This window comes from Rhizobium sp. AC44/96 (assembly GCF_001692185.1).
In the GTDB taxonomy this organism is placed as follows: domain Bacteria; phylum Pseudomonadota; class Alphaproteobacteria; order Rhizobiales; family Rhizobiaceae; genus Rhizobium.
The window spans coordinates 59,908-84,416 of sequence record NZ_LXKO01000005.1 but is presented as its reverse complement, the minus strand read 5'-3'; the positions used below and the strand labels follow the sequence as shown (position 1 = coordinate 84,416).

The following is a 24,509-nucleotide window of genomic DNA, read 5'->3' as shown; positions in this document are numbered from 1 at the left end:
GCCCTTTTACCGTCATTCCCGGGAGGCAAGATGCCGTTCGAAACAGATGCCGACGACACGCTTCTGGCCAAGGCGGGCGAACTCCGCCAGGCGTTTCACCTCAATGCCGTCGAGCGAGACAAACAGGGCGGCAGGCCTGTCGACCAGATCAGGCTCCTGAAGCAAAGCGGGCTGCCTTCGGCGCAGATCGCCAGGGAATACGGCGGCCAGGGCGCCTCTTGGCTGACGATCCTGCGCATCGTCAGGGAATTCGCCAAGACCGATGGATCGCTCGCCCACCTCTTTGGCTATCACCATCTGCCGCTCAACCTCATCCTTTTTCGCGGCTCGGCCGCGCAGAAGGAGAAGTGGCTGACCGGAAGCGGCACAGTGCGTTTCGTCAATCTCGAAGTTCATGACGACGAACTGATCAGTTCGCCCGACGTGCCGCTGACGCCGTGGTCCTCCCTCACCTCCCTCCTGCAGCAGAGCGTCCTGCTGAATGTCTTCGTGGGCAGCGCACAGGGCATACTGGAAGAAGGCCGCAACTATACGACAACGAGTTCGCGGCCCTGGATCTATTCCGGCGTCGAACGACACGTCGATGATCCCTGGATCAAGCGCCAGTACGGCGACCTCTATATCCGGACGCTTGCAGCAGCCGAACTCGCCGACAAGGCGGCCCGCAGCCTCGATGCGGCCTATGCCGAGGGCCCTTCGCTGACCGCCGTTGACCGTGGCGCCGCCGCGATCAATATCGCAACCGCCAACGTCTATGCCGGCGAGGTCGGGCTTGCCGTGTCCAGCGAGGTCTTCGAGGTCATGGGCGCCCGCTCGGCGACCACGGCCAACGGCTTCGACCGCTTCTGGCGCAACGTCAGGACCCACACGCTCCACAATCCCGCCGAGTACAAGAAACGCACCGTCGGCACATGGCTGCTGACCGGCGAATTCCCAGTGCCGGCCATCTATCGCTGAAAGGAACCGCAATGGCGAAACGCAAGGACAAGATCAAGCTCGGCGCATTTTTGCTCTTCACCGGGCACCACGTCGCCGCGTGGCGTCACCCGAAGGCCTCCGTCGGCACCGAGTTCGAGAACTATGTGGAACTTGCCAAGCTCGCGGAAGCGGCGAAGTTCGACACGATCTTCTTTGCCGACGGCGTTGCCGCGCGCATCAAGGATGTCGAGGCGGCAAGCCGCAAGGCTCACAGCGGTGTCTATCCGTTCGAGCCGATCACGCTTTTGTCCGCGCTATCCTCCGTCACCCGCAATATCGGGCTGATCGCCACCGCCTCCACCAGCTACTCCGATCCCTACAATCTCGCCCGGCAGTTCGGCTCGCTCGACCGGTTGAGCGGTGGCCGCGCGGGGTGGAACCTCGTGACCTCCTCCGACCCCGACGCCGCCTTCAACTTCGGTCACGAGACGCAGATACTCCATTCCGACCGCTACGAACGGGCGGAGGAGTTCGCCAATGTCGTGCTTGGCCTCTGGGACAGCTGGGAGGACGATGCCTTTCCGCGCGACCGCGAGAGCGGCCGCTACTTCGATCCGGCAAAGCTGCACCGGATCAACCACGACGGTCGGCACTTCAAGGTGCGTGGGCCGCTTAACATTCCGCGCTCGCCGCAGGGCCGGCCGGTTGTCGTCCAGGCGGGTGCCTCCGAGCCCGGCAAGGAGCTTGCAGCCCGGACAGCGGAAGCAATCTTCGCCGCTCAGATCACGCTTGAGGAAGCAACCAGCTTCTATGCGGACGTCAAGGGCCGACTTGCCAAATACGGCCGCTCGCATGACGACCTGAAAATCCTGCCCGGCATTTTCCCCGTTGTCGCCCGCACGCGATCGGAAGCCGAGGAGAAGTTCCAGTCGCTGCAGGAGCTCATCCAGCCTGAGGTCGGCCTGAACCTGATTTCGCAGCTGTCGGGCGTCGACCTTAGGGATTATCCGCTGGATGGCCTCGTGCCGGAAAATCCGCCCGCAACCAATGCCGGCAAGAGCCGGCAGGCGCTCGTTCTGGATCTCGCGCGGCGCGAGAACCTGACGATCCGCCAGCTCTATCTGCGCATCGCCGGCGCGCGCGGCCACTGGCAGGTCGTCGGCACGCCTGATGATATCGCCGATCAGCTCGAGGAGCGCTTCGAGAATTACGGCGCCGACGGCTTCAACATCATGTCGCCGATCATGCCGGGCGGGCTTTCCGATTTCATCGAGCTCGTGGTTCCGGAACTGCGCCGGCGCGGTCTCTTCCGCCATGAATACGAGGGCACGACGCTGCGCGAGAACCTTGGCCTCAAGCGCCCCGAAAACAGCCTCGCCGCCCGTGGCGGCGCCGTCGCGGCCGAGTGAGGGGAAACACATGAGCCGCGACATTCTTTTTCTCATCGCCCCCGGCTTCTCGGATCCGAAACAGCCCGGCCAGACCTTCGTCTGCCCGCATTGCAACGCCATCGAGGGGCTTCTTGCAAGCTTCCCCGAGCTGGCGAGCCGTCTCGACATCCACCGCGTTCCCTTTCCCCGTCCGCGCACGCGGGTGATCGAGGCGGTGGACGAGGAGAACCAGTCCCTGCCGGTGCTGGTGCTTGGCTCCAATCCGCCGCCCGACGCCGCGGACTGGAAAGGCAAGCGCTTCGTCTCCAAGACCAGCCGCATCCTCGAGCTTCTTGCCGAGCGACACGGCTTTCCGCGACTGCACGACTGACGGAGGAACGACGATGACCGTAAAGCCCGCAGGCTTCGAACCAGCCGCACTGCCGCCCGTGCTCTTCGAGCCGGACCGAACCGATCCCTATCTCGCCAAGGCCGTCGAACTTCGCGACATCTTCGCAACCGATGCCGTCGAACGCGATCAACAAGGCGGGCGCCCCACCGAGCAGGTGCGGCTGCTCAAGGAAAGCGGCCTCGTCAACCTCGTCATTCCGAAGGAATTCGGCGGCGAGGGACAGCCCTATTCCACGGCGCTGCGGGTCGTGCGCGAATTTGCCAAGGTCGACGGCTCGCTTGGCCATCTCTTCGGCTATCACTTCAGCCCGATCCAGAATGCCCTGACCAACGTCAATGACGAACGTCTGGCCGCGATCCTGCGACGCTCGGCCGAGGGCCGCTGGTTCTGGGGCAACACTACGAACAGCTTCTCCAGGAGCCTCTTCGGCAGGAAGGTCGAAGGCGGCGTTCTCTTGAACGGTTATCGACCATTCGCCTCCGGCTCGCATGTCGCCGACTATCTGATGGTCGCGTGGGAGGATGAAGAGACGAATGCCCGCAGCTTCGCCTATATCCCCGCGAACCGGGCCGGCATCACGATCGCCGACGACTGGGACGGGATCGGCCAGCGGCAGACCGGCAGCGGCCGCGTCTTCTACAAGGATGTCTCGATCACGGATGCCGAAATCCTGCCGGAACGTCCGAAGGACGCCATATCGCTGCTGGCGCCCCAGCAGCAGCAGAGCGTTCTTCTCAACGTCTTCATCGGCAGCGCCCAGGGCGCCCTTATCGCCGCGCGCGACTACACCGTCACGAAGTCCCGCCCGTGGATCTATTCGGGTGTCGAGCGCCACGCCGACGATCCCTGGATCAAGCGGCAATACGGCGAGCTCTGGACCAAGGTGCAAGCGGCCACCGCGCTCGCCGACCGTGCCTTGACGGCCATCGACGACGCCTATGCCAGGGGGGCAGCGCTTACGGCGGAAGAACGAGGCGCCACGGCAATCGCGGTCGCCTCCGCCAATGTGCTGGCCGGCAAGGTCGCGCTGGAGGTCACCAGCGAGATATTCGAGGTGATGGGAGCGCGCTCGGCCGTGCGGCCCTATGGCTTCGACCGCTTCTGGCGCAATGTGCGCATCCACACGCTCCACAATCCGGCCGAGTACAAGACCCGCAACGTCGGTTCATGGTTCCTGACGGGCGATTATCCCGAGCCAGGTGTGTTCCAATGAGCCGGCGACAGCTGCATCTCAACATCAACATCCTGCATTCCGGCTTTTCCCCCGCCGCCTGGCGGATGGAAGGCAGCGATCCTCGCGCCTCCTTCGACATCAATCACTACATCAAAGTGGCGAAGATTGCCGAACGCGGCACCTTCGACGCCGTCTTCCTCGCCGATCAGGCCGCCATATCCGACCGCATCGACTTCCGGCCGCTGACCTCGCTGGAGCCGACCATCGTCCTTGCCCTGGTCGCGGCCAATACCGACCGCATCGGGCTGATCGGCACGGCTTCGGCCACCTACAACGAGCCCTATAACATCGCCCGGCGCTTCGCGACGCTCGATCATGCGAGCGGCGGGCGCGCCGGCTGGAACATCGTCACTAGCGCCGACCTGGCGCAGAGCAGAAACTTCGGCCTTGAAAAGCCTGTTGCCCACGCAAGCCGCTACCAACGCGCCGGCGAGTTTACCGCCGTCGTCAAGGCGCTCTGGGACAGCTGGGAGGAAGAGGCCTTCGTCGGCGACGTCGCGACGGGTCGCTTCGTCGATCCCGGCCGGGTTCATCCGATCGCCCACAGCGGCAAGCACTTTTCCGTGCATGGCCCGCACAATATTCCGCGCCCGCCGCAGGGCCATCCCGTTCTCGTGCAGGCAGGCGGATCGGACGACGGGCGCGAACTCGCCGCCGAACACGCCGAAGCCGTCTTCTCCGCGTCGCAATCCTTCGAGGAATCCCTGGACTACGCCAGGGACCTGCGCCGTCGCGCGGCGCGTTACGGTCGCCCGGAAAACAGTATCCTCGTGCTCGCGGGCCTCGCCACCATCATCGGCAGCACCGAAGCGGAAGCAAAGCGCAGGCAGGAAGAGCTGCGCGACCTCATTCCGCTGGAATACAGCTTGGCCCGACTTGCGGGCGTCCTGCAGGTCGATCCGAAGAGGCTCGAACTCGACCAGCCGCTGCCCGACGAGATCCCGTTGCCGGCGGATGGCGGGCATACGTTCTTCCGGGCGACGCTGGCGCTGGCGCGGCGGCAAGGCTTGACCGTTCGCGGCCTGATCCGGGCACTGAACGGCGGCACCGGCCACCGCACGATCGTCGGAACGCCTGCCGCCGTTGCCGACGACATAGAGACGTGGTTCAGTGCTGGCGCGGCGGATGGCTTCAATCTGATGCCCGACGTGCTGCCGCATGGCCTCGAGGTCTTCGTCGACGAGGTGGTTCCGCTCCTGCGGCGGCGCGGCCTGTTCCGGCGCGAATACACCGGTCACACGTTGCGCGACCACCTTGGCCTGTCGCGCCCACACAACCCCTACGCCAGCGCGGCGGAATGACGGTCCGGAAAGGACACCCCATGACGCCATCTCTTGCGGCGAACGCAACCGGTACCGACCGGCTTGAGGCCCTGGCAGCGCAGCGCTATCGCCAGCCGCAACACCTCGGCACGGAGTGGAACGAGACCATCGATACGCTGCTTTCTCACCGCAGCGTGCGCGGCTATCTGCCGGATCCGGTTCCGCACGCCGCGGTCGAACTTGCCGTCGCCGCCGCGCAGTCGGCCGCGAGCTCTTCCAACCTACAGGCATGGAGCGTGGTCGCGGTCGAAGACACCGATCGACGAAACAGGCTGAACGCCGTTGCCGGCAACCAGCGCCAGATCGCCCAGGCGCCTTTGCTGCTCATCTGGCTGGCCGACCTTGCCCGGCCCCGTGCGATCGCCGCTGACCGCGGCTCGGCGGGAGAGGGCCTCGACTATGTCGAAAGCTTTCTGCTCGGAGTGATCGACGCAGCGCTCGCCGCGCAGAACGCCGTTGTCGCCCTTGAATCGCTTGGGCTCGGCACCTGCTATATCGGTGCGATCCGCAACGACCCTGAGGCCGTGGCGCGCGAGCTCGGCTTGCCTGAGGGCGTCTTCCCGGTCTTCGGCCTGACGGTCGGCTTTCCCGATCCCGCACAGCGCGCCGACGTGAAGCCGCGCCTGCCGCAATCGACGGTGCTGCATCGCGAGCAATATGGGGACGACGCGCGCGGGCGAGATCTTGCCAGCTACAACAGGGCATTGCGAAGCTTCCAGTCGGAGCAAGCAATGCCGGGGATCGACTGGACAGATCAGGTGCGCAACCGCATCGGCACGGTAGAGGCCCTGAAGGGTCGGCATGTGCTGGCCGCGACGGCGCGCAAACTGGGCTTCCCGCTCAAATAGGGCGACGAGGCCGTCGACGAATGAGCTATTCGGCCGCCATCATGTCGGCGGCCGGTCGGATGCGGCGTGCGATGATCTCGTCCATCGTCTGCAGCGCTCGCGCTTCGGCAAGCAGCCACTCGCGAAACAGATCGACGCGCATCAGCCGCGCCGTGTGCGCCGTGGTCGCGAAGAAGTAGGACGAACTGACCGGCTGCGGCACGCCGAAGGGGCTGACAAGCCGCCCCGAGCGAATGTCGGCTTCCGCCAGTCTGATCTTCCCGAGCCCCAACCCCTGCCCCGCCAGCGCGGCATCGAGAACGAGCGACGACTGGTTGAGCCGGAAACCGCCCTGCGACGGGCGATAGGGAAGACCGGCAGCACGCAGCCATCCGCTCCAGTCCGGGCAGGATTGATCACGCTCGGCTCCCTCCTCATGCAGGAGCGGCACATTCTCGATCTCCTCCGGTTTGCCCCACAGTCCATGCGTCTCGGCGAACTCCGGGCTGCAGACCGGCAGCACGGCTTCGGAAAAGAGATGATCGACGATGAGCCCCGGATACGGCCCGCTGCCGTAGCGGATCACGCAATCGGCGTCGCCGGCATCGAGGTTGGTCAGTCGCGTCGAGGCATCGACGAGCACCTGCAGCCCGGGAGCCGCCCGGCGCAGCGCGTCCAGTCGCGGGATCAGCCACTTGCTGGCGAATGACGGAGCGACGGATATGCGGATCGGCTGCTCATCGTCGCTCTGGACGAACTGGGCCATCGCGGCGAGAACGGCGTCGAAGGCGCCGGTCAATCCGGGTACCAAAGCCAGCCCTGCCGGTGTCAGGTGCAACTGGCCACGCACGCGATTGAAAAGCGGTTGGCCGAGGTAGTCCTCTAGCAGGCGAATCTGCTGGCCGACCGCCGCCGAGGTCACATGCAGCTCTTCTGCGGCGCGAACGAAGTTCAGATGTCGTGCGGTCGCGACGAAGGCCCGCAGCGATGTCAGCGGCGGCAGCCGCGCAAGCGTCGGCTGGATTGTCTTTCTGCGGGAGTCGGCGAACGTGCTCATGAATTGATTGCACCACAAACCCGCCTATGAAGACGAGAACCGACTTTGCTTCCGTTCCCCCCGAGGGAACATTTTCTTGCGTCGCGAGCGCCGATCGGAGATGCAAAAACTCATTTTTGAGAATTGTCTATATTTTTAGTAGATTAAAGGCATTCGACGACCACCGACGCGAAGTTTTCCTTTCCCGGACAAGGAGAAAAACATTCTTCCGGTTTTGCGCCACGCTGCCCGATGATGCCGGCGACGACGCTTCGATGGAGGCGTCCATTCGCAATTCAGGGGGTATTCATGGATATCAGCAGACGCCAACTCAACAAACTTCTCGCCACCACGGGGCTCATTTCGCTCCTGCCGCTCAACGCCTTTGCCGAGACTGCGGCACCGACAAAGGGCGGCACCTTGAACTTCATCGTCGAGCCGGAGCCGCCGACGATCCTGACGCTCGCCCATACGGCCGGCGGCACCCAGAAGGTCAGCCCGAAGATCACCGAGGGCCTGTTGACCTACGATTTCGACCTGACGCCGAAGCCGCAGCTCGCCACCGAATGGTCGATCAGCGACGACGGGTTGAACTACACCTTCAAGCTCCGCCCAAGCGTGAAGTGGCATGACGGCAAGCCTTTCACGTCGGATGACGTGGCCTACTCCATCGAGCTTCTAAAGCAGGTTCACCCGCGTGGTCGCGGCACCTTCGCCAATGTCACGAAGGTCGAAACGCCAGACCCGCTCACCGCCGTGATCCGGCTTTCCAAGCCGGCTCCCTATCTCCTCAGCGCGCTTTACGGGGCGGAATCGCCGATCGTGCCGAAGCACGTCTATGACGGCGTTGCGATCGCTGATGTGCCGACCAATCCGAACGGCAGCGCGCCGATCGGCACCGGACCCTTCGTCTTCAAGGAATGGGTGCGCGGATCGCACATCATCCTCGAGCGCAACCCTGATTACTGGGACGCCGGCAAACCCTATCTTGACCAGGTCATCGTGCGCTTCGTGCCTGATGGCGCAGCCCGCGCCGCCGGCTTCGAGACCGGCGAATTCGACATCGGTGGCGACAATCCAATCCCGTTGAGCGATCTGGAGCGCGTCAAGGCGCTTCCCAACATCGCCGTGGTTTCCCGCGGATACGAGACCAAGGGCGACCAGACGCAGCTGATCTTCAACCTCGACAATGAGTATCTTAAGAACGTCAGCGTTCGCCGCGCGATTGCCCACGCGATCGACCTCGACGTCATCCTGAACACCGTCTGGTACGGCTACGGGCACGTGTCGCCGACCCCGATCAGCACCTTTCTGCCGCGCTATCTCGACACATCGATCAAGCCCTATGCCTTCGACCTGAAAGCGGCCGAACAATTGCTCGACGAGGCCGGCTACAAGCGCGGGCCCGATGGCGTGCGCTTCAATCTGCGTCTCACCCACAACTCCTACAATGAAGGCTTCAAGCGGGTCGCCGAATATCTGAAGCAGAACCTGACGCGCATCGGCATCAACGCCACGATCGATTCCTACGATTTCTCCACCTACATCAAGAAGGTCTACACGGACCGTGCCTTCGACGTGACGGCCGAATATCTCGGCAACCAGTTCGACCCGACGCTCGGGGTGCAGCGCATCTACTGGTCGAAGAACTTCAAGCTCGGCCTGCCATTCTCGAACGCCAGCCACTATGCGAACCCGGAGGTGGACAGGCTGCTCGAAGCCGCATCCGTCGAGATCGACGATGCGAAACGCAAGGAGCAGTTCTTCGCCTTCCAGAAGATCATTGCCGATGAAGTGCCGGTCGTGAACCTGATCGCGCTCGAAAACGTCACTGTTTTCAACAAGCGGGTCAAGAACCATACGATCGGGGCGGAAGGCGTGCAGTCCAACTTCGCGGATGTCTACATCAAGGATGGCGAAGGCTGAGGTGCGGCGGCCGGACCTGCACAGGAAAGGGGCGCCTCGCGGCGCCCCTTTCTGCATTCAAAGATAAGATCAGGCGACGCGGATCGGCGTGAATTTCGCCAGGATGCGATCGGCAAGCGCAATCGCCTGGGTGCGCTGCTCGGTGATCGAGCTCGATTCCCACGCGACACCGCGCAGCGGATGTCCGATGGCGCTGAGATTGCGGTGAACAACCCCTTCCTCGTTGATGAGGTCACCCGCCGGCGTCGCATCGATGCCGTAGCCGGTGCTGTGAGGACGAACCTCGCCGCTGGCGAGCAAACTCTTCACGAAGGGGTCCGCGATGCGGCGCCAGTCATGCAGCTGATGTCCACGGCAATCGATCACACCATCGAATGGCGCGGTCTCGATATCAGCTCCCGTCTTCAGCCTGGCGGTGATATCGCCGTCCTCGGCGGCAAATCCGAGGATGCGAGCGCGGCCATGCGTCAGCCGGCCTTCCGCAGTGACGCTCTCGACAACCTGGTGGCTCTCCGGCGCCGAGCGATGCGCGGTCACGTCCCAGAAGGCCCTGAGATGCCGGGTGAATCGCAACCGCTCGCGATCGCTGGCACCCTGCCACAGCGAGAGAATATGAGGCCGGATCGCCAACGGCAGCCCCTGCCAGTCCGAACCATCGGCTGCGATCGCCCGCCGCTCCGCCTTGACGCGTGACAACAGCTCGCGGGCAGTCGCCGGCAACGGGCCATCAGCCAGAAAGTCGCGTGCCGCCTCGACGGTCCTGCGTCCTTCCACGAACTGGCCGCGGCGCGATACCACGCGGTAGTACCCGCGATAGCCCCTCGCCTCCATGCTGGCGATGGCATCGACCATCGACAGGCTGGAACCGATCAGCAGGATCTCGTTGCAGTCGATGAGACGATCGAGCGCGCGTGCGTCCCACGGATTGGCTGCAAAGCGCGGATGGCCGGCAAGTTGGGATTCTGTTGCCGATAGCCGGGGCTGGAAGGCGCCGAGGGCCAGAATGGCCTCGTCTGCCTCGACAACAGCACCGTCGGTGGTCGTGATCCGGATTCTATTCGGCGCGGCGACTAGGGCGGATGCCGACGACCGGATATGCCGCAGCGTCGAGCCAAGCCGCGCATTGGCCACCGCGCGGGCGAGTTCGTCGCGAACATAAGTTCCGTAGAGATAGCGCGGCGGACTGCTTGGGCCCACCTCTGCCGGGGGCGTCCAGCCGTGTGCCGCGCCGTTCTCGACCAGCCAGCGCGGGAGATGATCGGGGTCTTCAGGATGGAGGGAGAATATCTCCGCCGGTCCGTTGACGAGATGGACCGGCTCCGGCGTACTATAGGCAATGCCGCGACCGAGCTCCTCGCGCCGCTCGATGATCGTCACGGCCAGCGGCACCTCGGTTCGGTCGAGCAGCTTGAGCGCGGTCACTGCGCCGGCAAAGCCGCCGCCGACGATGGCGACCGAGTGATGCGGAATACGATCGATACGCAATGATCCTCCTTTCCCACCGGTGTCGATGGGGCGTGATATGTCATGATCTGAAAAGACGGGCGGATGGCCTTAAGCGATCAGCCGGTCACGGTCGCGGCGGTGACCCTTCAGCAGTTCAAGGGCGTTTCGGCTGGCAACCAGCTCCGCCTCATGCTCGCTCAGTCCAGCCGCCCTAAAGGCTGCCGCCAGTCCGTCCTGCGTCGGGTCGTGTCCGAGGATCGGCCAGTCACTGCCGGTCAGGACGTGATCAGCGCCAACGAGGCTGGTCGCGAAGCGAATGAATCGCGCCTCAGAGGGCATGATGTCGATATAGAGATGACGCCGCTTGCCGGCTGGCGCGTCGACGAAAATGGAAGGCAGTTCGCCGAAGGGGCCGGTCAGCGCAAGCGCCGAGACCCCGAGCGCGGTAATGACGACCCGAAGCTCCGGCAATTCCTCGAACACGCCTGACGTCACCAGCGAGATCGCGGCGGCAGCGTTGATCGTGCCGCGGCTCAGACGGGTGCCGAGCCTGCCGAGGCCCGACAGTTGTGTCGAAAGCGGTTCGGGATTGATCGGATGCAGGAAGACGGGAACGCCGAGGTCCGCTGCGACCCTGAGCACGGGTCGCGCTTCCGGCGCATCGATCAGTCTATCGCCCTTTGCGCTGTCGAGAAACAGTCCGGACAGGTTGAGCTCGATAATGGCGCGCCGCGCCTCGACCGCGGCTGCCTCACCGCCGAATGCATCCACGGTCGCCAGGGCAAAGAGGCGATCCGGACGGCGCGCAACCGTGGCGGCGAGATCGTCGTTCAGCCGACGGCTGACGTCGCCTAGATCCGCATCGGGCGCGGCGACCATGGAGAGGGCAACGCCGATCACCCGCCGCGAGATGCCGGCCGCATCGCTGTCGGCGATCAGCGCGTCGAGATCCGAGATCTTTGTGCCGATCCGCGCCCATAGCGGATCGAGCGGGCGACCCGGCGCACGATAGACCTCCCAGCCCTGCGGCAGGAAATGCGTATGGAAATCGACGATATCGAGCTTGCTCATGGTGACTCCGTGACGGTCGCTGCGTGGCAGGGATTAGAAGACCTTGCCTTCTTCCAGATGCGTCGTGGTTCCGTTGATGTAGAAGTCTCCGACCACGCGCGCCTTGTGCAGCAGCGGGTTGTGGTTGAGCACCGTGCGGATGTTTCGCCAGTGCCGATCAAGGTTGAGATGGCGCGAGGTCGCGGAGCCGCCGCCGAGTTCGAAGACGTTGGTCGCTGCCGCCAGTGCTATCTGCGAGGCGACGATCTGCGTGCGCGCCGTCGCCAGCGCGCTCTCGATCAGTCCGGTTTCGAGCTTTTGCGGATCGCCCGCGCCGAACAGTTCGGCCGTCCGGTCCAGCGCGCGGGCGCTTTCGCGGATCAGCGTATCGACGGCAAAGGAGCCGGCAGCGATCTCACCCAAAATCTTCTGCACGAAGGGGTCGACATTGGCGGTTTCGGCGGCGCTGTGGGCGGCCGAGCGTGCCTGCCGGCGGACATAATCGGTGCCTTCGGCCAACGCGCCGCGCACCGCGCCCGCCATCGAGGCCGCGAGGTGGAGCTGCCGCAGGGTCGAGGTGTGGCGCCCGACCAGCGTGTTCAGCCCGCGCGTCGAAATCTCGTGCGGCAGCACCTCGACGTTGTCGAGCAAGACGCCTCCGCTTGCCGTCAACCGCTGGCCCATGCCGTCCCAGTCGTCGAGGATAGAGATGCCGGGGCGATCGACCGGGAGCAGGACGCTGACGAACTCGCCGTCATCATTCCTGGCGCTGAAGGAGGCGAAGTCCGAGAAGGCAGTGCCCGTCGCATACCATTTGCGGCCGTTGAGCCGGTAGTGATCACCCGATTTCGTCAACCGCGTCGTCACCTCGCCCGGGCGCTTGGTCCCCTGTTCGGTGTGCGCGCCGCCGAAGAGCCTGCCCGACAGAACCCGGCCAAGCTGCGTGCGGTCGATCGCCGTGTTGGGTGTGAGGATGAGGGTTTCGGTGAAGTTGAAATGGCTGCGCAGCGCGTGCGCGACATTCGAATCCGCCGCGCCGATCGCCATGATCATCTCGATGTAATCGGCAACCGATCCGCCGGGACCACCGAGCGCCACGGGAATGCGCAGCGCCCCGAGTCCTACTTCCTTGAACAGGCGGAAGGCCTCGAAGGGAAGCTCCCGCTCCAGATCACGCCTGGCTGCCTCTTTCGAGATTTCCGACGTCAGATTAGGAATCTTCGCAAGCAGCGTCGAGAGATCGCCCCCTGCCTGCGCAGGCTCGGGCGTGGCGGTCAGTGCTGAAGGAGCGGTATTCGGCATGCGGGAACTTTCTCGGCCATGGAAAGGAATTGATTGGGATCCACCGACGCGGCGGATCCCATGTCATGATCGGACCACTAGGTCAGGCGACGGCGCGTGCCAGCGGTACGACATTGTCGGCACCGCCTGCCGCACTGCGCGGCACGCGACCTTCAACCGGATGGCTCGGATCGTTGAAGCCGGGGGTCGATGGGTGGCCCGTTGTGACCAGCCGGTCGACCAGCGCCTCGTCCTCGGCATCGAGCTTGACGTCGAGCGCGCGGATGTAGCTGTCCCAATGCTCCTCGGTGCGCGGGCCGGTGATCGCAGCCGAGATCAGCTTATTGTTCAGCACCCAGGCAAGCGCGAACTCGGTCGGCGAAATCCCCTTGCGGGTGGCGTGCGCCGCGATCTCGGACGCGATGGCAATCGATTCAGGACGCCATTCGGTCTCGAGGATGCGCTTGTCGCCGCGACCGGCGCGGGTGTCGGCAGCCGGTTCCTTGCCCGGCTCGTACTTGCCAGTCAGCACGCCACGGGCGAGCGGCGAATAGGAGACAACGCCGAGACCGTAGTGATGGGCCGCCGGCAGCTGCTCGGCTTCGGCGGTGCGGTTGACGATGTTGTAGAGCGGCTGGCTTGCGACCGGACGATCGATACCAAGTTCATCGGCAAGCTGCGCAATCTCAGCGATACGCCAGCCGCGGAAGTTAGAAACGCCAAAGTAGCGCAGCTTGCCGGCGCGGATCAGGTCGGCAATCGCGCGAACAGGCTCTTCCAGCGGCGCGTCGAAGACGGCGCGGTGGAAGTAGAGGATGTCGATATAGTCTGTGTTGAGGCGGCGGAGCGAGTTCTCGACGGTCTCGATCACCCACTTGCGCGATTGGCCGCCGAGGTTCGGCCCCTTCTTGTGCGAGTTGACGAACTTCGTCGCCAGCACCCAGTGATCGCGATGTGCCTTGATACCCTTGCCGACAACCTCTTCCGACTTGCCGTCGTGATAGACGTCGGCGGTGTCGATGAAGTTGATCCCCTGCTCGCGCGCCTTGTCGATGATACGGAACGCGACGTCGTCGGGCGTCGGCCCGCCGAACATCATGGTTCCCAAGCTCAGCGGTGACACCTTGAGCGCGCTGCGCCCGAGATAGCGATAATCGACCATTGTATTCTCCTTCTTACTGGGCGTGATGGCAGGCGGCAGCGTGGCCGCTGCCGAACTGGCGGAACACCGGGTCTTCGGCCCGGCAGATATCGGTGGCGAGCGGACAGCGCGTATGGAAACGGCAGCCGGAGGGCGGATTGTGCGGGCTCGGCAGATCGCCTGATATCGGCGCCGCCTGCTTGCGCCGCGACGGATCGGGTACCGCCGCAAGCAGAGCCTGCGTGTAGGGGTGCTTGGCGCCCGTCCACAGCTCGCTCGTCGGGGCACTCTCGACGATGCGGCCGAGATACATGACGAGCACGCGGTCGGCGAAATAGCGCACGACCGAGAGATCGTGCGAAATGAAGAGATAGGAAAGCGACAGCTCCGTCTTCATTTCGACCAGCAAGTTCAGGATCTGCGCCTGGATCGACAGGTCGAGCGCCGAGACTGGCTCGTCACAGATCACCAATTCCGGCTGCAGGATCAGGGCACGTGCGATCCCGATCCGCTGGCGCTGGCCGCCGGAGAACTCGTGCGGAAAGCGATCGAGCGAATCCGCCGGCAGGCCAACGTGCTCTACCATCCGCGCGGCAATCGCCTCGCGTTGCTTCCGCTCGCCGATGCCATGGACCGCGAGAGGCGCCGTCAGGATCGTCCGGATCGTCTGCCGCGGATTGAGCGAAGCGAAGGGGTCCTGGAAGATCATCTGGATGCTGCGGCGAACCGACTGCAGTTCGCGTCCCGCCATGGCGGTGACGTCCCTGCCCTTGAAGGTCACATTCCCGGACGACGGATCTACGAGCCTGACCAGCGATTTGCCGAGCGTAGACTTGCCGCAGCCGGATTCACCGACCAGCGCCACCGTCTCACCCTCGGCGATCTCGAGCGAGACACCATCCACGGCGCGGACCGTGCCAGAAGCCCCGGGATAATGGGTCGAGAGCCGATCAACCGACAGAAGCGACATGAGCCTTCTCCGCAATGGCTGGAACATAGGGGCACGCGACCTGCCGACCAGCGGGAAGTGCAATCAGTTGCGGCACCGTGAACGCGCAGGCCGGCCGCGCGACCGGACAGCGCGGGCGGAACGAGCAGCCCTTTTCGCCGGCCGCAGAGACGATCGAGCCCGGAATTTCCGAGAGCGGCCCGTCGCGGTAGTGGTAATCGGCCTTCAGGCGCGGCGATGCCGACAGGAGGCCATTGGTATAGGGATGATACGGCGTCTCGAACACCTCGCCCGGAAGCCCTTCTTCGATCTTGCGCCCGGCATACATGACGACGACGCGATCGGCCCACTGCGCGACGATACCGAGATCATGGGTGATCAGGATGACGGCCATGTTCAGCTGCACGCGAAGATTATCGAGCAGTTGCAGCACCTGCGCCTGGATCGTCACGTCGAGCGCCGTCGTCGCCTCGTCGGCGATCAGCAGTTTCGGATTGCAGGCGACCGCGATGGCAATCATCACGCGCTGGCGCATGCCGCCGGAAAGCTGGTGCGGATACTCGTCGATACGACGGCGGGCCTCGGGAATGCTGACGAGATCAAGCAGCGCAATGGCCCGCTCCTTAGCCTGACGCCGGCTGAGATCCTCATGAATACGCAGCACCTCGATGATCTGGTCGCCGATCGTCAGCACCGGATTGAGCGATGTCATCGGTTCCTGAAAGATCATCGCAATGTCGCGGCCACGGATGCGGCGCAATTCCCGTTCGGGAAGCCCAACAAGATCGCGGCCATCGAAGCGGATCTGGCCGCCGGCGCGGGCGTGCCGCGGCAGCAAGCCCATCAGACCGAGTGCGGTCAGCGACTTGCCGGAGCCGGATTCCCCGACGATGGCAAGCATCTCACCCGGATTGGCGGAAAAGCTCACGCCCTTCACGGGCTCGGCCGACCCGAAACCGACAGAGAAATCGGAAACCTCCAGAAGCTTGGCCATCAGCGTTCCTCCGAGAAGCGCGGATTGAGCGCATCGTTAAGGCCATCGCCGATCAGGTTCAGCGCAAGCACGCTGAAGACGATCGCGAGACCGGGCAGTGCCGTCAGGTACCAGGCAGTGCGGATCACATCGCGGCCGGCGCCGATCATCGAACCCCAGGAGACGCGGTTGGGATCACCGAGCCCCATGAAGGAGAGCGCCGATTCCATCAGGATGGCGCTCGCCACCATCACCGACGACGTGACGATCAGCGGCGGCAGCGCATTGGGAAGGATTTCGCGGAAAATGATGCGGGAATGGCCGAAGCCGAGGCTGCGGGCCGCCTGCACATAGTCCTTCTCGCGGATGGCCCGGAATTCCGCACGCGTCAGCCGCGCCACCGTCGGCCAGCTGACGATCGCGATGGCGATGGTTACCGTTCCCGTCGTCGGCTGGGCGATTGCGACGAGAACGACGAGCAGCACGAAGCTCGGAATGGTCTGGAAAATCTCGATGAACTTGACCAGTACGGTGTCGATCCAGCCACCGAAATAGCCGGCAACGGCCCCGACAGCGATCCCGACCGTCAGTCCCAGCGCGGTGGCCGCGAGCCCGACGGTAAGCGATATCCGCGCGCCATGAACGATACCGGCAAGCACGTTGCGGCCCATGGAATCCGTGCCGAGCGGATAGGCCGGATTCTGCCCGGGCCACAGGAAGGGTCGCGCCACCATCTCGAGCGGATCGCCGGGAAAGAGAAGGGGCGCGGACAAGGCTGAAAGAGCGACAAGTAGCAGAATACCCGTGCCGAAAAGCGCGTTGTAGTTGCCGAGGAAGATCTTCAGCTCGCGGCGCATGCCGCGCCAGGCCGTGCCCGAGACGGAGGCGCGCACATCAGGTGCATGGATATGCGTCCAGCGCGGCTGCTTGGGCGCTTCCGGAACCGGCTGGTTGGCCTGTTCCTTTGCCGGCGGCGAGAAGTCGATTGGCCGTCCGGCCAGTGTTCCAAGTTTCTGACTGTTCATCGGCTTGCTCCAATTCGGGGATCGATCCACGCCTGCAGAAGATCGACGGCCGCATTGGCGACGATCACGAGGAAGGATGAAAGCAGAAGGATACCAAGCAGCACGCTGAAATCGCGCGCCATGACGGCTTCGAAGGCAAGGCGCCCGAGCCCCGGCCAGCTATAGACCGTCTCGACCACGACCGCGCCACCCAGCATGCCGCCGAAGTGCATGCCGGCCATGGTCGTGATCGGGATGAGAGCGTTGCGAAGCACGTGCCGCGTCGTCAGCACGAAGGGCGAAACGCCCTTGGCGCGAGCCGTGCGCACGAAATCCTGCGACTTGACCTCCAGCATCGAGGCGCGCGTCAGCCGGGCATAGATCGCGAGATAGAAGAGTGCGAGCGAGGTTGCCGGCAGCACCATGTAGCGCGCCCTGTCAAGCAAGGCTGGGAGCCCCGTCAGCCGCGAACCGATCGTGCTGTCGCCACCACTCGGCAGCCAGCCGAGCTTGACCGAGAACAGAAGGATCAGCATGAGGCCGATCCAGAAGCCCGGAATCGAATAGAACAGCAGCGAGATCACCGAGATGATACGATCCGGCAGGCGCCCGGAGAAGGTGGCCATCAGGGAGCCGAGCAGCAACCCGACCACGATCGCGATCGCCAGAGCCACCAACATGAGCATCAGAGTGCCCGGCAGGCGCTGACCGATCAGGTCCGCGACCGACATGCCGTAGCGCGGAGAGAAGCCAAGGCTGAAATGCGCGAGGTTGTTCAGGTAGTTGGCGAGCTGCACCAGGATCGGGTTATCGAGCCCAAAGCGTTCGCGCAGCGCCGCCATGGTCTCGACCGTGGCCGAGCCGGACTCGGCCGCCATCACATCCGCCGCATCGCCGGGTGCGAGCTTCAAGAGGAAGAAGTTCAGGATGACGATCCCAAGCATCGTAGGCACAGCCTGAATGATCGTCCTGCTGATCGTTCGACCGATCCGCCTGTAAGCCGACATGTGCTCCTACCTCGCGATCTGAAAAGATTTCACCTCGTCGTGTCGCTTAGTAGTTGACTAAATCGGTGGGTTTTGTCAAATCCATATTGGTAGATAATTCCAACGGAAGCACAATTCAACGCACTTTTAGCAATCTAATACCTCTTATCGACGCATTATAGATTTTTATACCAACACAAAGCATTAATGGGGCAAAAATCTCTAAAGCAGGATCGATCCGCGGAATGGCACTGAAGCGGGCCGGCACGGCTCCTGGATCATGAGGGTTGAACACGAATGTCACTATTTCCCGCACCCACACGCCGAAGCTTTCTGCTCGCCTCGGTCGCCCTCGGCGTCACCGCGACAGGGCGACTTCCGGCTTTCGCTGCCACCGCGACGCGCGGCGGTTCGGCAACGCTTCTGCTGGCCGCCGAGCCGCCCGTCCTAACGACGATCGCGCATACGGCCTATAACGCGGTCTATGTCTCGCCGAAGACCACGGAAGGCCTTCTTACCTACGACTTCGATCTCAATCCGAAGCCGTTGCTGGCCAAGGAATGGACGATCAGCCCCGATGGGCTGACCTATACGTTCAAGCTGCGCGACGGCGTGAAATGGCATGACGGCCAGCCCTTCACCTCCGCCGATGTCGCCTTCTCGATCAAGACGCTGAAGGAAGTGCACCCGCGCGGCCGCAACACCTTCCTCAATCTCGTCGATATCGAAACGCCCGACCCGCTGACGGCCATCCTGAAGCTTTCCAAGCCGGCGCCCTATCTGATCACCGCGCTTGCAGCCTCCGAAACCCCGATTGTGCCGCGCCACATCTATGAGGGCAGCAAGGTCGCGGAAAATCCGGCCAATCTGGCACCCATCGGAACCGGCCCGTTCAGGTTCAAGGAATGGGTGCGCGGCAGTCACATCGTCTACGAGCGCAACCCCGAATACTGGGACCAGCCCCGCCCCTATCTCGACCAACTGATCATCCGCTTCATTCCGGATGCCGCCGCCCGATCGATCGCGATCGAGACCGGTGAAATCGATCTGGCGCCCTCGACACCGGTTCCGCTCAGCGATCTCGAACGCTTGCAGGCCGCCGAAGCGCTGGCTTTCGAGACCAAGGGCTATCAGTATCAGAACGGCGTCAGCCGCATCGAATTCAACCTCGAGCGACCGTTGTTCAAGGATGTGCGCGTACGCCGCGCCTTCGCGCATGTCATCGACCGCAACGTCATCCTCAACACCATCAACTACGGCTACGGCGCTGCCATCCCCGGCCCGATCAATCCCAATCTCGCCAAGTGGTACGTGCCTTATCTCAAGACTTATCCGATCGATCTCGCCGCCGCCGAGAAGCTGCTCGACGAGGCCGGCTATCCGCGCGGCGCTGACGGCATCCGCGCCCGCATCAACCTCGACTACGTGCCGAGCGGCGAGACCTATCCGCGCGGCTCCGAATATATCCGTCAGGCGCTCGCCAAGGTCGGCATCGACGCCACCGTCCGCAGCCAGGATTTCGCGACCTACACCAAGCGCATCTACACCGACCGCGATTTCGACTTCGCCTTCGAGGGCATGAGTAACCTCTTCGATCCGACGGTCGGCGTGCAGCGCCTCTACTGGAGCAAGAACTTCAAGCCGGGCGTCCCCTTCTCGAACGGCGCCGCCTACAGCAACCCGAAGGTCGACGAATTGCTCGAAGCGGCGGCCATCGAGGTCGATCCGACAAAACGCGTCGAGCAGTGGCGCCAGATCCAGCAGATCCTCGTCGAGGACGTTCCGGCGATCGACATCGTCAGCCAGCCGGAACTGACGATCTACAACAAGCGGATTTCCGACCACACCATCGGTGGCGAAGGCATCGCGGGCAGCCTTGCCTTCGCCTACGTCGCAGCGTCCTGAGCCGGATCAACGGGAGAACAACCATGTCCATTCAACATCGTCCCGGCTCGATCGTCGGCCTACCGAAATTCGCCGCCCCGACCGATTTCCCCGATAGTCCCCTATCGCAGGCGCTCAAGCAGCCCGTCCTCCTCGGCCTCTTCCTGCCGATCCAGGCGGGCGGCTGGACGCAATCGACGCTCGAGCGATCGACCGACTGGCGCTTCGAATACAACAAGGCACTGACGCTGAAAGCCGAGGAACTCGGATTCGACCTCGTCTTCGCCCTGTCGCAATGGCTGCCCAAGGGCGGCTATGGCGGCGTCTTCGACGGTCAGGCGCTCGACAGCTTCGTCTCGACGGCGGCACTTGCGGGTCTCACCAAGAAAATCATGCTGATCTCGACCATGCATGTGCTCTACGGCCCATGGCACCCTTTGCATCTGGCAAAGTTCGGCGCCACGCTCGACCACATCACCGGCGGACGCTGGGGCATCAACGTGGTCACCGGCCACCGGGCGGTCGAACACGAAATGTTCGGTTGGCCGCGCATCGAGCACGACAAGCGCTATGAACTGGCGGCCGAATTCCTCGAGGTCGTGCAGCGCTTGTGGAGCGACGATGAGAACTTCTCCTTCGAAGGCGAGAGCAGCTGGAAGCTCGGCGGCGGCTTCGTCACGCCGAAACCCAATTTCGGTCGACCGATCCTCGTCAACGCGACCGGTTCGGATGCCGGCATCGCCTTTGCCGGCCGCTACTCGGATATCGTCTTCATCACCAGCCCGACGGGCGCCGACATCGACAGCGCGCTGCAATCGCTGCCGGCGCATACCAAACGCGTCAAGGACGCGGCGATCGGCGTCGGGCGTACGGTGCGCACGTTGCTGAACCCGATGGTGATCTGCCGGCCGACGGAGAAGGAGGCCTGGGAGCTTGCCGACCGCATCGTCGCCCATGCAGACCAGCGTTCGCCGCAGGGCTTCCAGTCGCTGAACTCGGACGCGCAGGCATGGAAGGGCCGCGATCCCCAGGATCCATACCGCGCCATCGGCGGCAACATCCGGGTCATCGGCTCGCCTGAACAGGTGGTCGATCAGTTCGTCAAGCTGAAGGAGGCCGGCGTCGATGGCCTGCAGCTCAGCTTCTTCGACTTCCGCGACGATCTCGAATTCTTCGGCGCCGAGGTCCTGCCCCTGATGAAACAAGCCGGCCTGCGCCACTAGGAGAAACGCCATGACACGTAATGCCATTTCGGAAATCTGGTACACCCGCTGCCCGGTGCCGACACCCGTCGGCCTTGCCGCGCAACTCGGTTATCTCGAGGAGAACTTCCGCAAGGACGGCGTGACGCTGAAGTCGATCATCGATTCTCCGGACCGCAACATCCGCCAGAGCCACTTCAACCACACGCTCGACTGGTCGTTCCGCCATGGCGGCAATGTCCCGCCCATTCGCGCCCGCTCCGAAGGCCGCAAGACGCGGCTCATCGGCATCACCTGGACCGACGAACTCCAGGCGATCATCACCCTGCCGGCGACAGGCATCAAGACCACGCGGGACCTGAAGGGACGACGCTTCGGCATCGCCCGCCGCCCCGAGGGCATCGTCGACTTCATGCGCGCCACGGCGCTCAAGGGGCTGGTTTCCGCCCTCTCGCTGGAAGGGCTGGCGCTCGATAGCGTCGAGATCGTCGACATCGCACTTTCGGACTCGGTGCTGTCGACGCAGGAAGGTCCGTCGCTCTTCGGGTTGAAGCGCAGGCAGGCCTATGGCGAGGAGGTCGCAGCGCTTATTCGCGGCGACGTCGACGCCATCTATGTGAAGGGTACGGCGGGGATCAATGTCGCCAACCTCATCGGCGCCGTCGAGGTGATCGAATTCGGCTTCCATCCCGATCCGAAGATCCGCATCAACTCGGGATCGCCGCGCGTGCTGACGGTGGACGAGCTTCTGGCCGACGAGCGGCCGGATCTGGTCGCGCGCCTGCTGGACTCGATCTTCAAGGCAAGCGCCTGGGCCGAGGCGCATCCCGATGAAACGAGACGCTTCGTCGCGCGCGAGGCGGGCGCCACGGAAGAACAGGTTCTCGCCGCCAATGGCCCCGACATCCACAAGCATCTCGGTCTTGGGCTGCAGCCCGAGTTGGTCGATGCGATCGGCCACTACAAGGACTTCCTGCGCGATTTCGGCTTCCTCGCCGCAGATTTCGACATCGCCGACTGGGTCGACCGCCGCCACATCGACGCCTTCGACCGGCGCGCCGTAGCCTGATCGGGAGAGCACATCATGCTTCAGGAAAAGATCGATCCGGTCGACAAGGCACGGCGCCTCGCCGTCGATTTCGCCGAACGCGCCGCTTACTACGATAAAACAGGGGATTTTCCTTTCGAGAACTTCACGCGCCTCTTCGAAGCCGGCCTGCTTGGGCTGGTGACGGCACCCGAGCATGGCGGCCACGGAGGCGGCCTTGCCGAGGCGCAAGCGGTGATCAGCGAGATCGCGCGCGGCGAACCCTCGACCGCGCTCGTGCTCGCCATGCATTACAACAGCCACTACAGCCTGCGCCGCTTCGCCAAGTGGCCGGCTCATCTCGCCGAGCGCGTGCTCTCGGCCAACCGGCTCGGCCCCGCCCTCATCAACGCCGCCCAGGCCGAACCCCGCATCGGTTCTCCCGCCCACGGCGCACTGCCCGAGACCATCGCCCGCCGCGACGGCGACACCTGGCGCATCACCGGCCACAAGAGCTACGTCACCGGCATACCCGTGCTCAAATGGGTGGCACTGCTGGCGCTGACCGACGAGGCGGAACCGCGCCTGGCTTCCTTCCTCGTTCCCACCGACAGCCCCGGCCTGCGTATCGAAAAGACCTGGAACGCCGCCGGCATGCATGCAACCGCCAGCGACGACATCATCCTCGACAACATCGTCATTCCGCTCGAAGACATGATCGAAGCCCAGGCGGCCTCCGAGCCGCTGCGCCGTGAGGAACACGCAACCGCCTTTTTCTTCTCGCTGATCGGTGCGGTTTACCACGGCGTTGCGCTTTCTGCGCGCGACCGGGTGCTCGCCTTCGCCGCCCACCACACGCCGGCAAGCCTCGGCGCGCCGCTCTCGACCGTTCCCCGTATTCAGGACGGTCTGGGAGAAATCGAGGTGCGGCTGGCGACCAATGCCCGATTGCTGCGCTCACTCGGCGAGGATGTCGATGCCGGCAAGGTCGTCGGACTTGATGGCATGCATGTCCGCCATGTCGTCATCGACAACGCGGTCGCCATCACGAGCCTCGCCCTCGAGCTTGCCGGAAACCCCGGTCTCAACCGCGACTTCCAGCTGGAGCGTCACCATCGAGACGCCATCACGGCCCGCTCCCATGCGCCGCAAAGCCACATGATCCGCACAATCGCCGCCCGCAACGCGCTCGGGCGTCTCGCATCGCGATAGCGGAATGGTGATCTCGGATTTCACTGTTTGATTTCACAAGCGCAGGCCAACATGAGCAAAGACAGCGAATTCCTTTGGTACATCCCAAATGACACGAGGCCAGGCCATCGTGGCGACACCGTTGTCGACAATCACAACAGCCTCGCCACGCTGACGGAACAGGCCCGCGCACTCGAGGAGCATGGCTGGAAAGGCGCGCTCATCGGAACAGGCTGGGGCAGACCGGACACCTTCACCGTCGCCGCAGCACTTGCGGCGAGAACGACGACGTTCGAGCCGCTGATCGCGGTCCGCCCCGGCTACTGGCGGCCCGCGAACTTCGCCTCGGCCGCCGCCACGCTCGACCATCTCACCGGCGGCCGCGTTCGCGTCAACATCGTCTCCGGTCTCGACAATCTTTCGGCCTATGGCGACCGCGAGGGAGACCAAGCGCAGCGCTACGCCCGTACCAGGGAATTCATGCGGCTGGTGCGCAGGCTCTGGACAGAAGAAAACGTCAGTTATGAGGGCGAGCACTTCGGCGTCGCGGAATCGACCGTCGTGCCGCGCATCAAGGCGCGCGCCGATCGTCGCCATCCGAAGCTCTATTTCGGCGGCGCCTCCGAGGCGGCCGAAAGGGTCGCAGCCAGCGAGGCGGACGTCCAACTCTTCTGGGGCGAGCCGCTCGATGGTGTCCGCGAGCGCATTGCGCGCCTAAAGGCCCTGAGCCGGGAGCTCGACCGGGATCTGCCGCCGCTGGAATTCGGGCTCCGGATCACCACGCTGGTGCGCGACACGACCGAACAGGCCTGGGCCGACGCCGAGGCGAAGGTGGCGGAGATGGCAAAGGGCAACGGCGCCAGCTGGAGCGACCACCGCCGGGCGGTCGCCGTCGGCCAGCAGCGGCTGTTCGACCTGCACCAGGCCGGCGACGTTCTCGACGACAACCTCTACACCGCTCCCGGCAAATATGGCGGCGGCGGCGCCGGCACGACCTGGCTGGTCGGTTCGGCCGAAGACGTCGCGCGGTCGCTGCGCAAGTATCAGGACTTGGGCATCACCCACTTCGTGCTCTCAGATACGCCTTACCTCTCGGAGATCAAACGGCAGGGGAATGACTTGCTGCCGCTCCTGCGCAGTGAGGCCAAGCGGTGGGTCTCGATGAGGAAATTGGTTTCCTGATTCTAAGCAACAAAAAGACTTCGATGCACTGCGCTTATCAGAGCGACTCGTTACCGCGGATCTGGATGAGCCAGTTTCATGCGTCGGAAGTGCTCGCTACGCATCGCACTCTCTTCCACCACCAGACGGTGCTTCTGGCCGAGTGGTG

At 64.0% G+C, this 24,509-nt stretch carries 21 protein-coding genes; 12 read left to right on the top strand and 9 right to left on the bottom strand.

Features of this window, described 5'->3' with window-relative positions:
- The first annotated feature begins 30 nt into the window (after nt 1-30).
- The 6 genes from A6U87_RS07985 to A6U87_RS07960 are packed head-to-tail and all read left to right on the top strand — an operon-like array spanning nt 31 to nt 6,104.
- Complete coding sequence (locus tag A6U87_RS07985) at nt 31-957, top strand: acyl-CoA dehydrogenase family protein (protein ID WP_065690725.1); 927 nt, start codon at nt 31-33, stop codon at nt 955-957.
- Nucleotides 958-968: 11 nt separating this feature from the next.
- Complete coding sequence (locus A6U87_RS07980; protein ID WP_065690724.1) at nt 969-2,327, top strand: LLM class flavin-dependent oxidoreductase; 1,359 nt, start codon at nt 969-971, stop codon at nt 2,325-2,327.
- A 10-nt stretch (nt 2,328-2,337) separates the two neighbouring features.
- Nucleotides 2,338-2,679, top strand: coding sequence for a DUF3088 domain-containing protein (locus tag A6U87_RS07975; RefSeq protein ID WP_065690723.1), 342 nt, complete (start codon nt 2,338-2,340; stop codon nt 2,677-2,679).
- 13 nt (nt 2,680-2,692) lie between these two features.
- On the top strand, nt 2,693-3,913 hold the full coding sequence (locus A6U87_RS07970) for an acyl-CoA dehydrogenase family protein (RefSeq protein WP_065690722.1): 1,221 nt from the start codon (nt 2,693-2,695) through the stop codon (nt 3,911-3,913).
- The gene (locus A6U87_RS07965; RefSeq protein WP_065690721.1) at nt 3,910-5,235 is read left to right on the top strand and encodes an LLM class flavin-dependent oxidoreductase; all 1,326 of its coding nucleotides are present in this window, start codon (nt 3,910-3,912) and stop codon (nt 5,233-5,235) included. Before A6U87_RS07970 ends, A6U87_RS07965 begins: the two co-directional genes overlap by 4 nt.
- Before the next feature lie 20 nt (nt 5,236-5,255).
- On the top strand, nt 5,256-6,104 hold the full coding sequence (locus A6U87_RS07960; RefSeq protein WP_065690720.1) for an NADPH-dependent oxidoreductase: 849 nt from the start codon (nt 5,256-5,258) through the stop codon (nt 6,102-6,104).
- 25 nt (nt 6,105-6,129) lie between these two features.
- On the opposite strand, the gene A6U87_RS07955 is transcribed toward A6U87_RS07960, so the two are convergent.
- Nucleotides 6,130-7,140: a LysR substrate-binding domain-containing protein gene (locus tag A6U87_RS07955; RefSeq protein ID WP_065690719.1), complete on the bottom strand. Its 1,011-nt coding sequence runs from the start codon at nt 7,138-7,140 to the stop codon at nt 6,130-6,132.
- 288 nt (nt 7,141-7,428) lie between these two features.
- Between A6U87_RS07955 and A6U87_RS07950 the strand changes: the two genes are divergently transcribed.
- Nucleotides 7,429-9,045 (top strand): ABC transporter substrate-binding protein, encoded by a 1,617-nt coding sequence (locus A6U87_RS07950; RefSeq protein ID WP_065690798.1) that lies wholly within the window; start codon nt 7,429-7,431, stop codon nt 9,043-9,045.
- A gap of 69 nt (nt 9,046-9,114) precedes the next feature.
- Here A6U87_RS07950 and A6U87_RS07945 read toward each other — a convergent pair whose 3' ends face one another.
- From A6U87_RS07945 to A6U87_RS07910, 8 genes are all read right to left on the bottom strand, one after another.
- On the bottom strand, nt 9,115-10,530 hold the full coding sequence (locus A6U87_RS07945; RefSeq protein WP_065690718.1) for an FAD/NAD(P)-binding protein: 1,416 nt from the start codon (nt 10,528-10,530) through the stop codon (nt 9,115-9,117).
- A gap of 69 nt (nt 10,531-10,599) precedes the next feature.
- Nucleotides 10,600-11,562, bottom strand: a complete 963-nt coding sequence (locus A6U87_RS07940) for an amidohydrolase family protein (protein WP_065690717.1) — start codon at nt 11,560-11,562, stop codon at nt 10,600-10,602.
- 33 nt (nt 11,563-11,595) lie between these two features.
- Nucleotides 11,596-12,843, bottom strand: a complete 1,248-nt coding sequence (locus A6U87_RS07935; RefSeq protein ID WP_065690716.1) for an acyl-CoA dehydrogenase family protein — start codon at nt 12,841-12,843, stop codon at nt 11,596-11,598.
- Nucleotides 12,844-12,925: 82 nt separating this feature from the next.
- Nucleotides 12,926-13,984 (bottom strand): aldo/keto reductase, encoded by a 1,059-nt coding sequence (locus tag A6U87_RS07930; RefSeq protein ID WP_065690715.1) that lies wholly within the window; start codon nt 13,982-13,984, stop codon nt 12,926-12,928.
- Nucleotides 13,985-13,997: 13 nt separating this feature from the next.
- Entirely contained in the window at nt 13,998-14,933 is a 936-nt protein-coding gene (locus tag A6U87_RS07925) for an ABC transporter ATP-binding protein (protein ID WP_065690714.1), read from the bottom strand.
- On the bottom strand, nt 14,914-15,906 hold the full coding sequence (locus A6U87_RS07920) for an ABC transporter ATP-binding protein (protein ID WP_065690713.1): 993 nt from the start codon (nt 15,904-15,906) through the stop codon (nt 14,914-14,916). Before A6U87_RS07920 ends, A6U87_RS07925 begins: the two co-directional genes overlap by 20 nt.
- The gene (locus A6U87_RS07915; RefSeq protein WP_065690712.1) at nt 15,906-16,910 is read right to left on the bottom strand and encodes an ABC transporter permease; all 1,005 of its coding nucleotides are present in this window, start codon (nt 16,908-16,910) and stop codon (nt 15,906-15,908) included. The genes A6U87_RS07920 and A6U87_RS07915 overlap by 1 nt, the downstream gene beginning before the upstream one ends.
- The gene (locus A6U87_RS07910) at nt 16,907-17,896 is read right to left on the bottom strand and encodes an ABC transporter permease (protein WP_065690711.1); all 990 of its coding nucleotides are present in this window, start codon (nt 17,894-17,896) and stop codon (nt 16,907-16,909) included. The genes A6U87_RS07915 and A6U87_RS07910 overlap by 4 nt, the downstream gene beginning before the upstream one ends.
- 276 nt (nt 17,897-18,172) lie before the next feature.
- On the opposite strand from A6U87_RS07910, the gene A6U87_RS07905 reads away from it, so the two are divergent.
- The 5 genes from A6U87_RS07905 to A6U87_RS07885 are packed head-to-tail and all read left to right on the top strand — an operon-like array spanning nt 18,173 to nt 24,361.
- Entirely contained in the window at nt 18,173-19,780 is a 1,608-nt protein-coding gene (locus A6U87_RS07905) for an ABC transporter substrate-binding protein (protein WP_065690710.1), read from the top strand.
- A gap of 23 nt (nt 19,781-19,803) precedes the next feature.
- Entirely contained in the window at nt 19,804-20,982 is a 1,179-nt protein-coding gene (locus A6U87_RS07900; RefSeq protein ID WP_065690709.1) for an LLM class flavin-dependent oxidoreductase, read from the top strand.
- A gap of 10 nt (nt 20,983-20,992) precedes the next feature.
- Complete coding sequence (locus tag A6U87_RS07895) at nt 20,993-22,030, top strand: ABC transporter substrate-binding protein (protein WP_065690708.1); 1,038 nt, start codon at nt 20,993-20,995, stop codon at nt 22,028-22,030.
- 15 nt (nt 22,031-22,045) lie between these two features.
- Entirely contained in the window at nt 22,046-23,200 is a 1,155-nt protein-coding gene (locus tag A6U87_RS07890) for an acyl-CoA dehydrogenase family protein (protein WP_065690707.1), read from the top strand.
- Nucleotides 23,201-23,251: 51 nt separating this feature from the next.
- The gene (locus A6U87_RS07885; RefSeq protein WP_065690706.1) at nt 23,252-24,361 is read left to right on the top strand and encodes an LLM class flavin-dependent oxidoreductase; all 1,110 of its coding nucleotides are present in this window, start codon (nt 23,252-23,254) and stop codon (nt 24,359-24,361) included.
- The last annotated feature ends 148 nt before the right edge of the window (nt 24,362-24,509 follow it).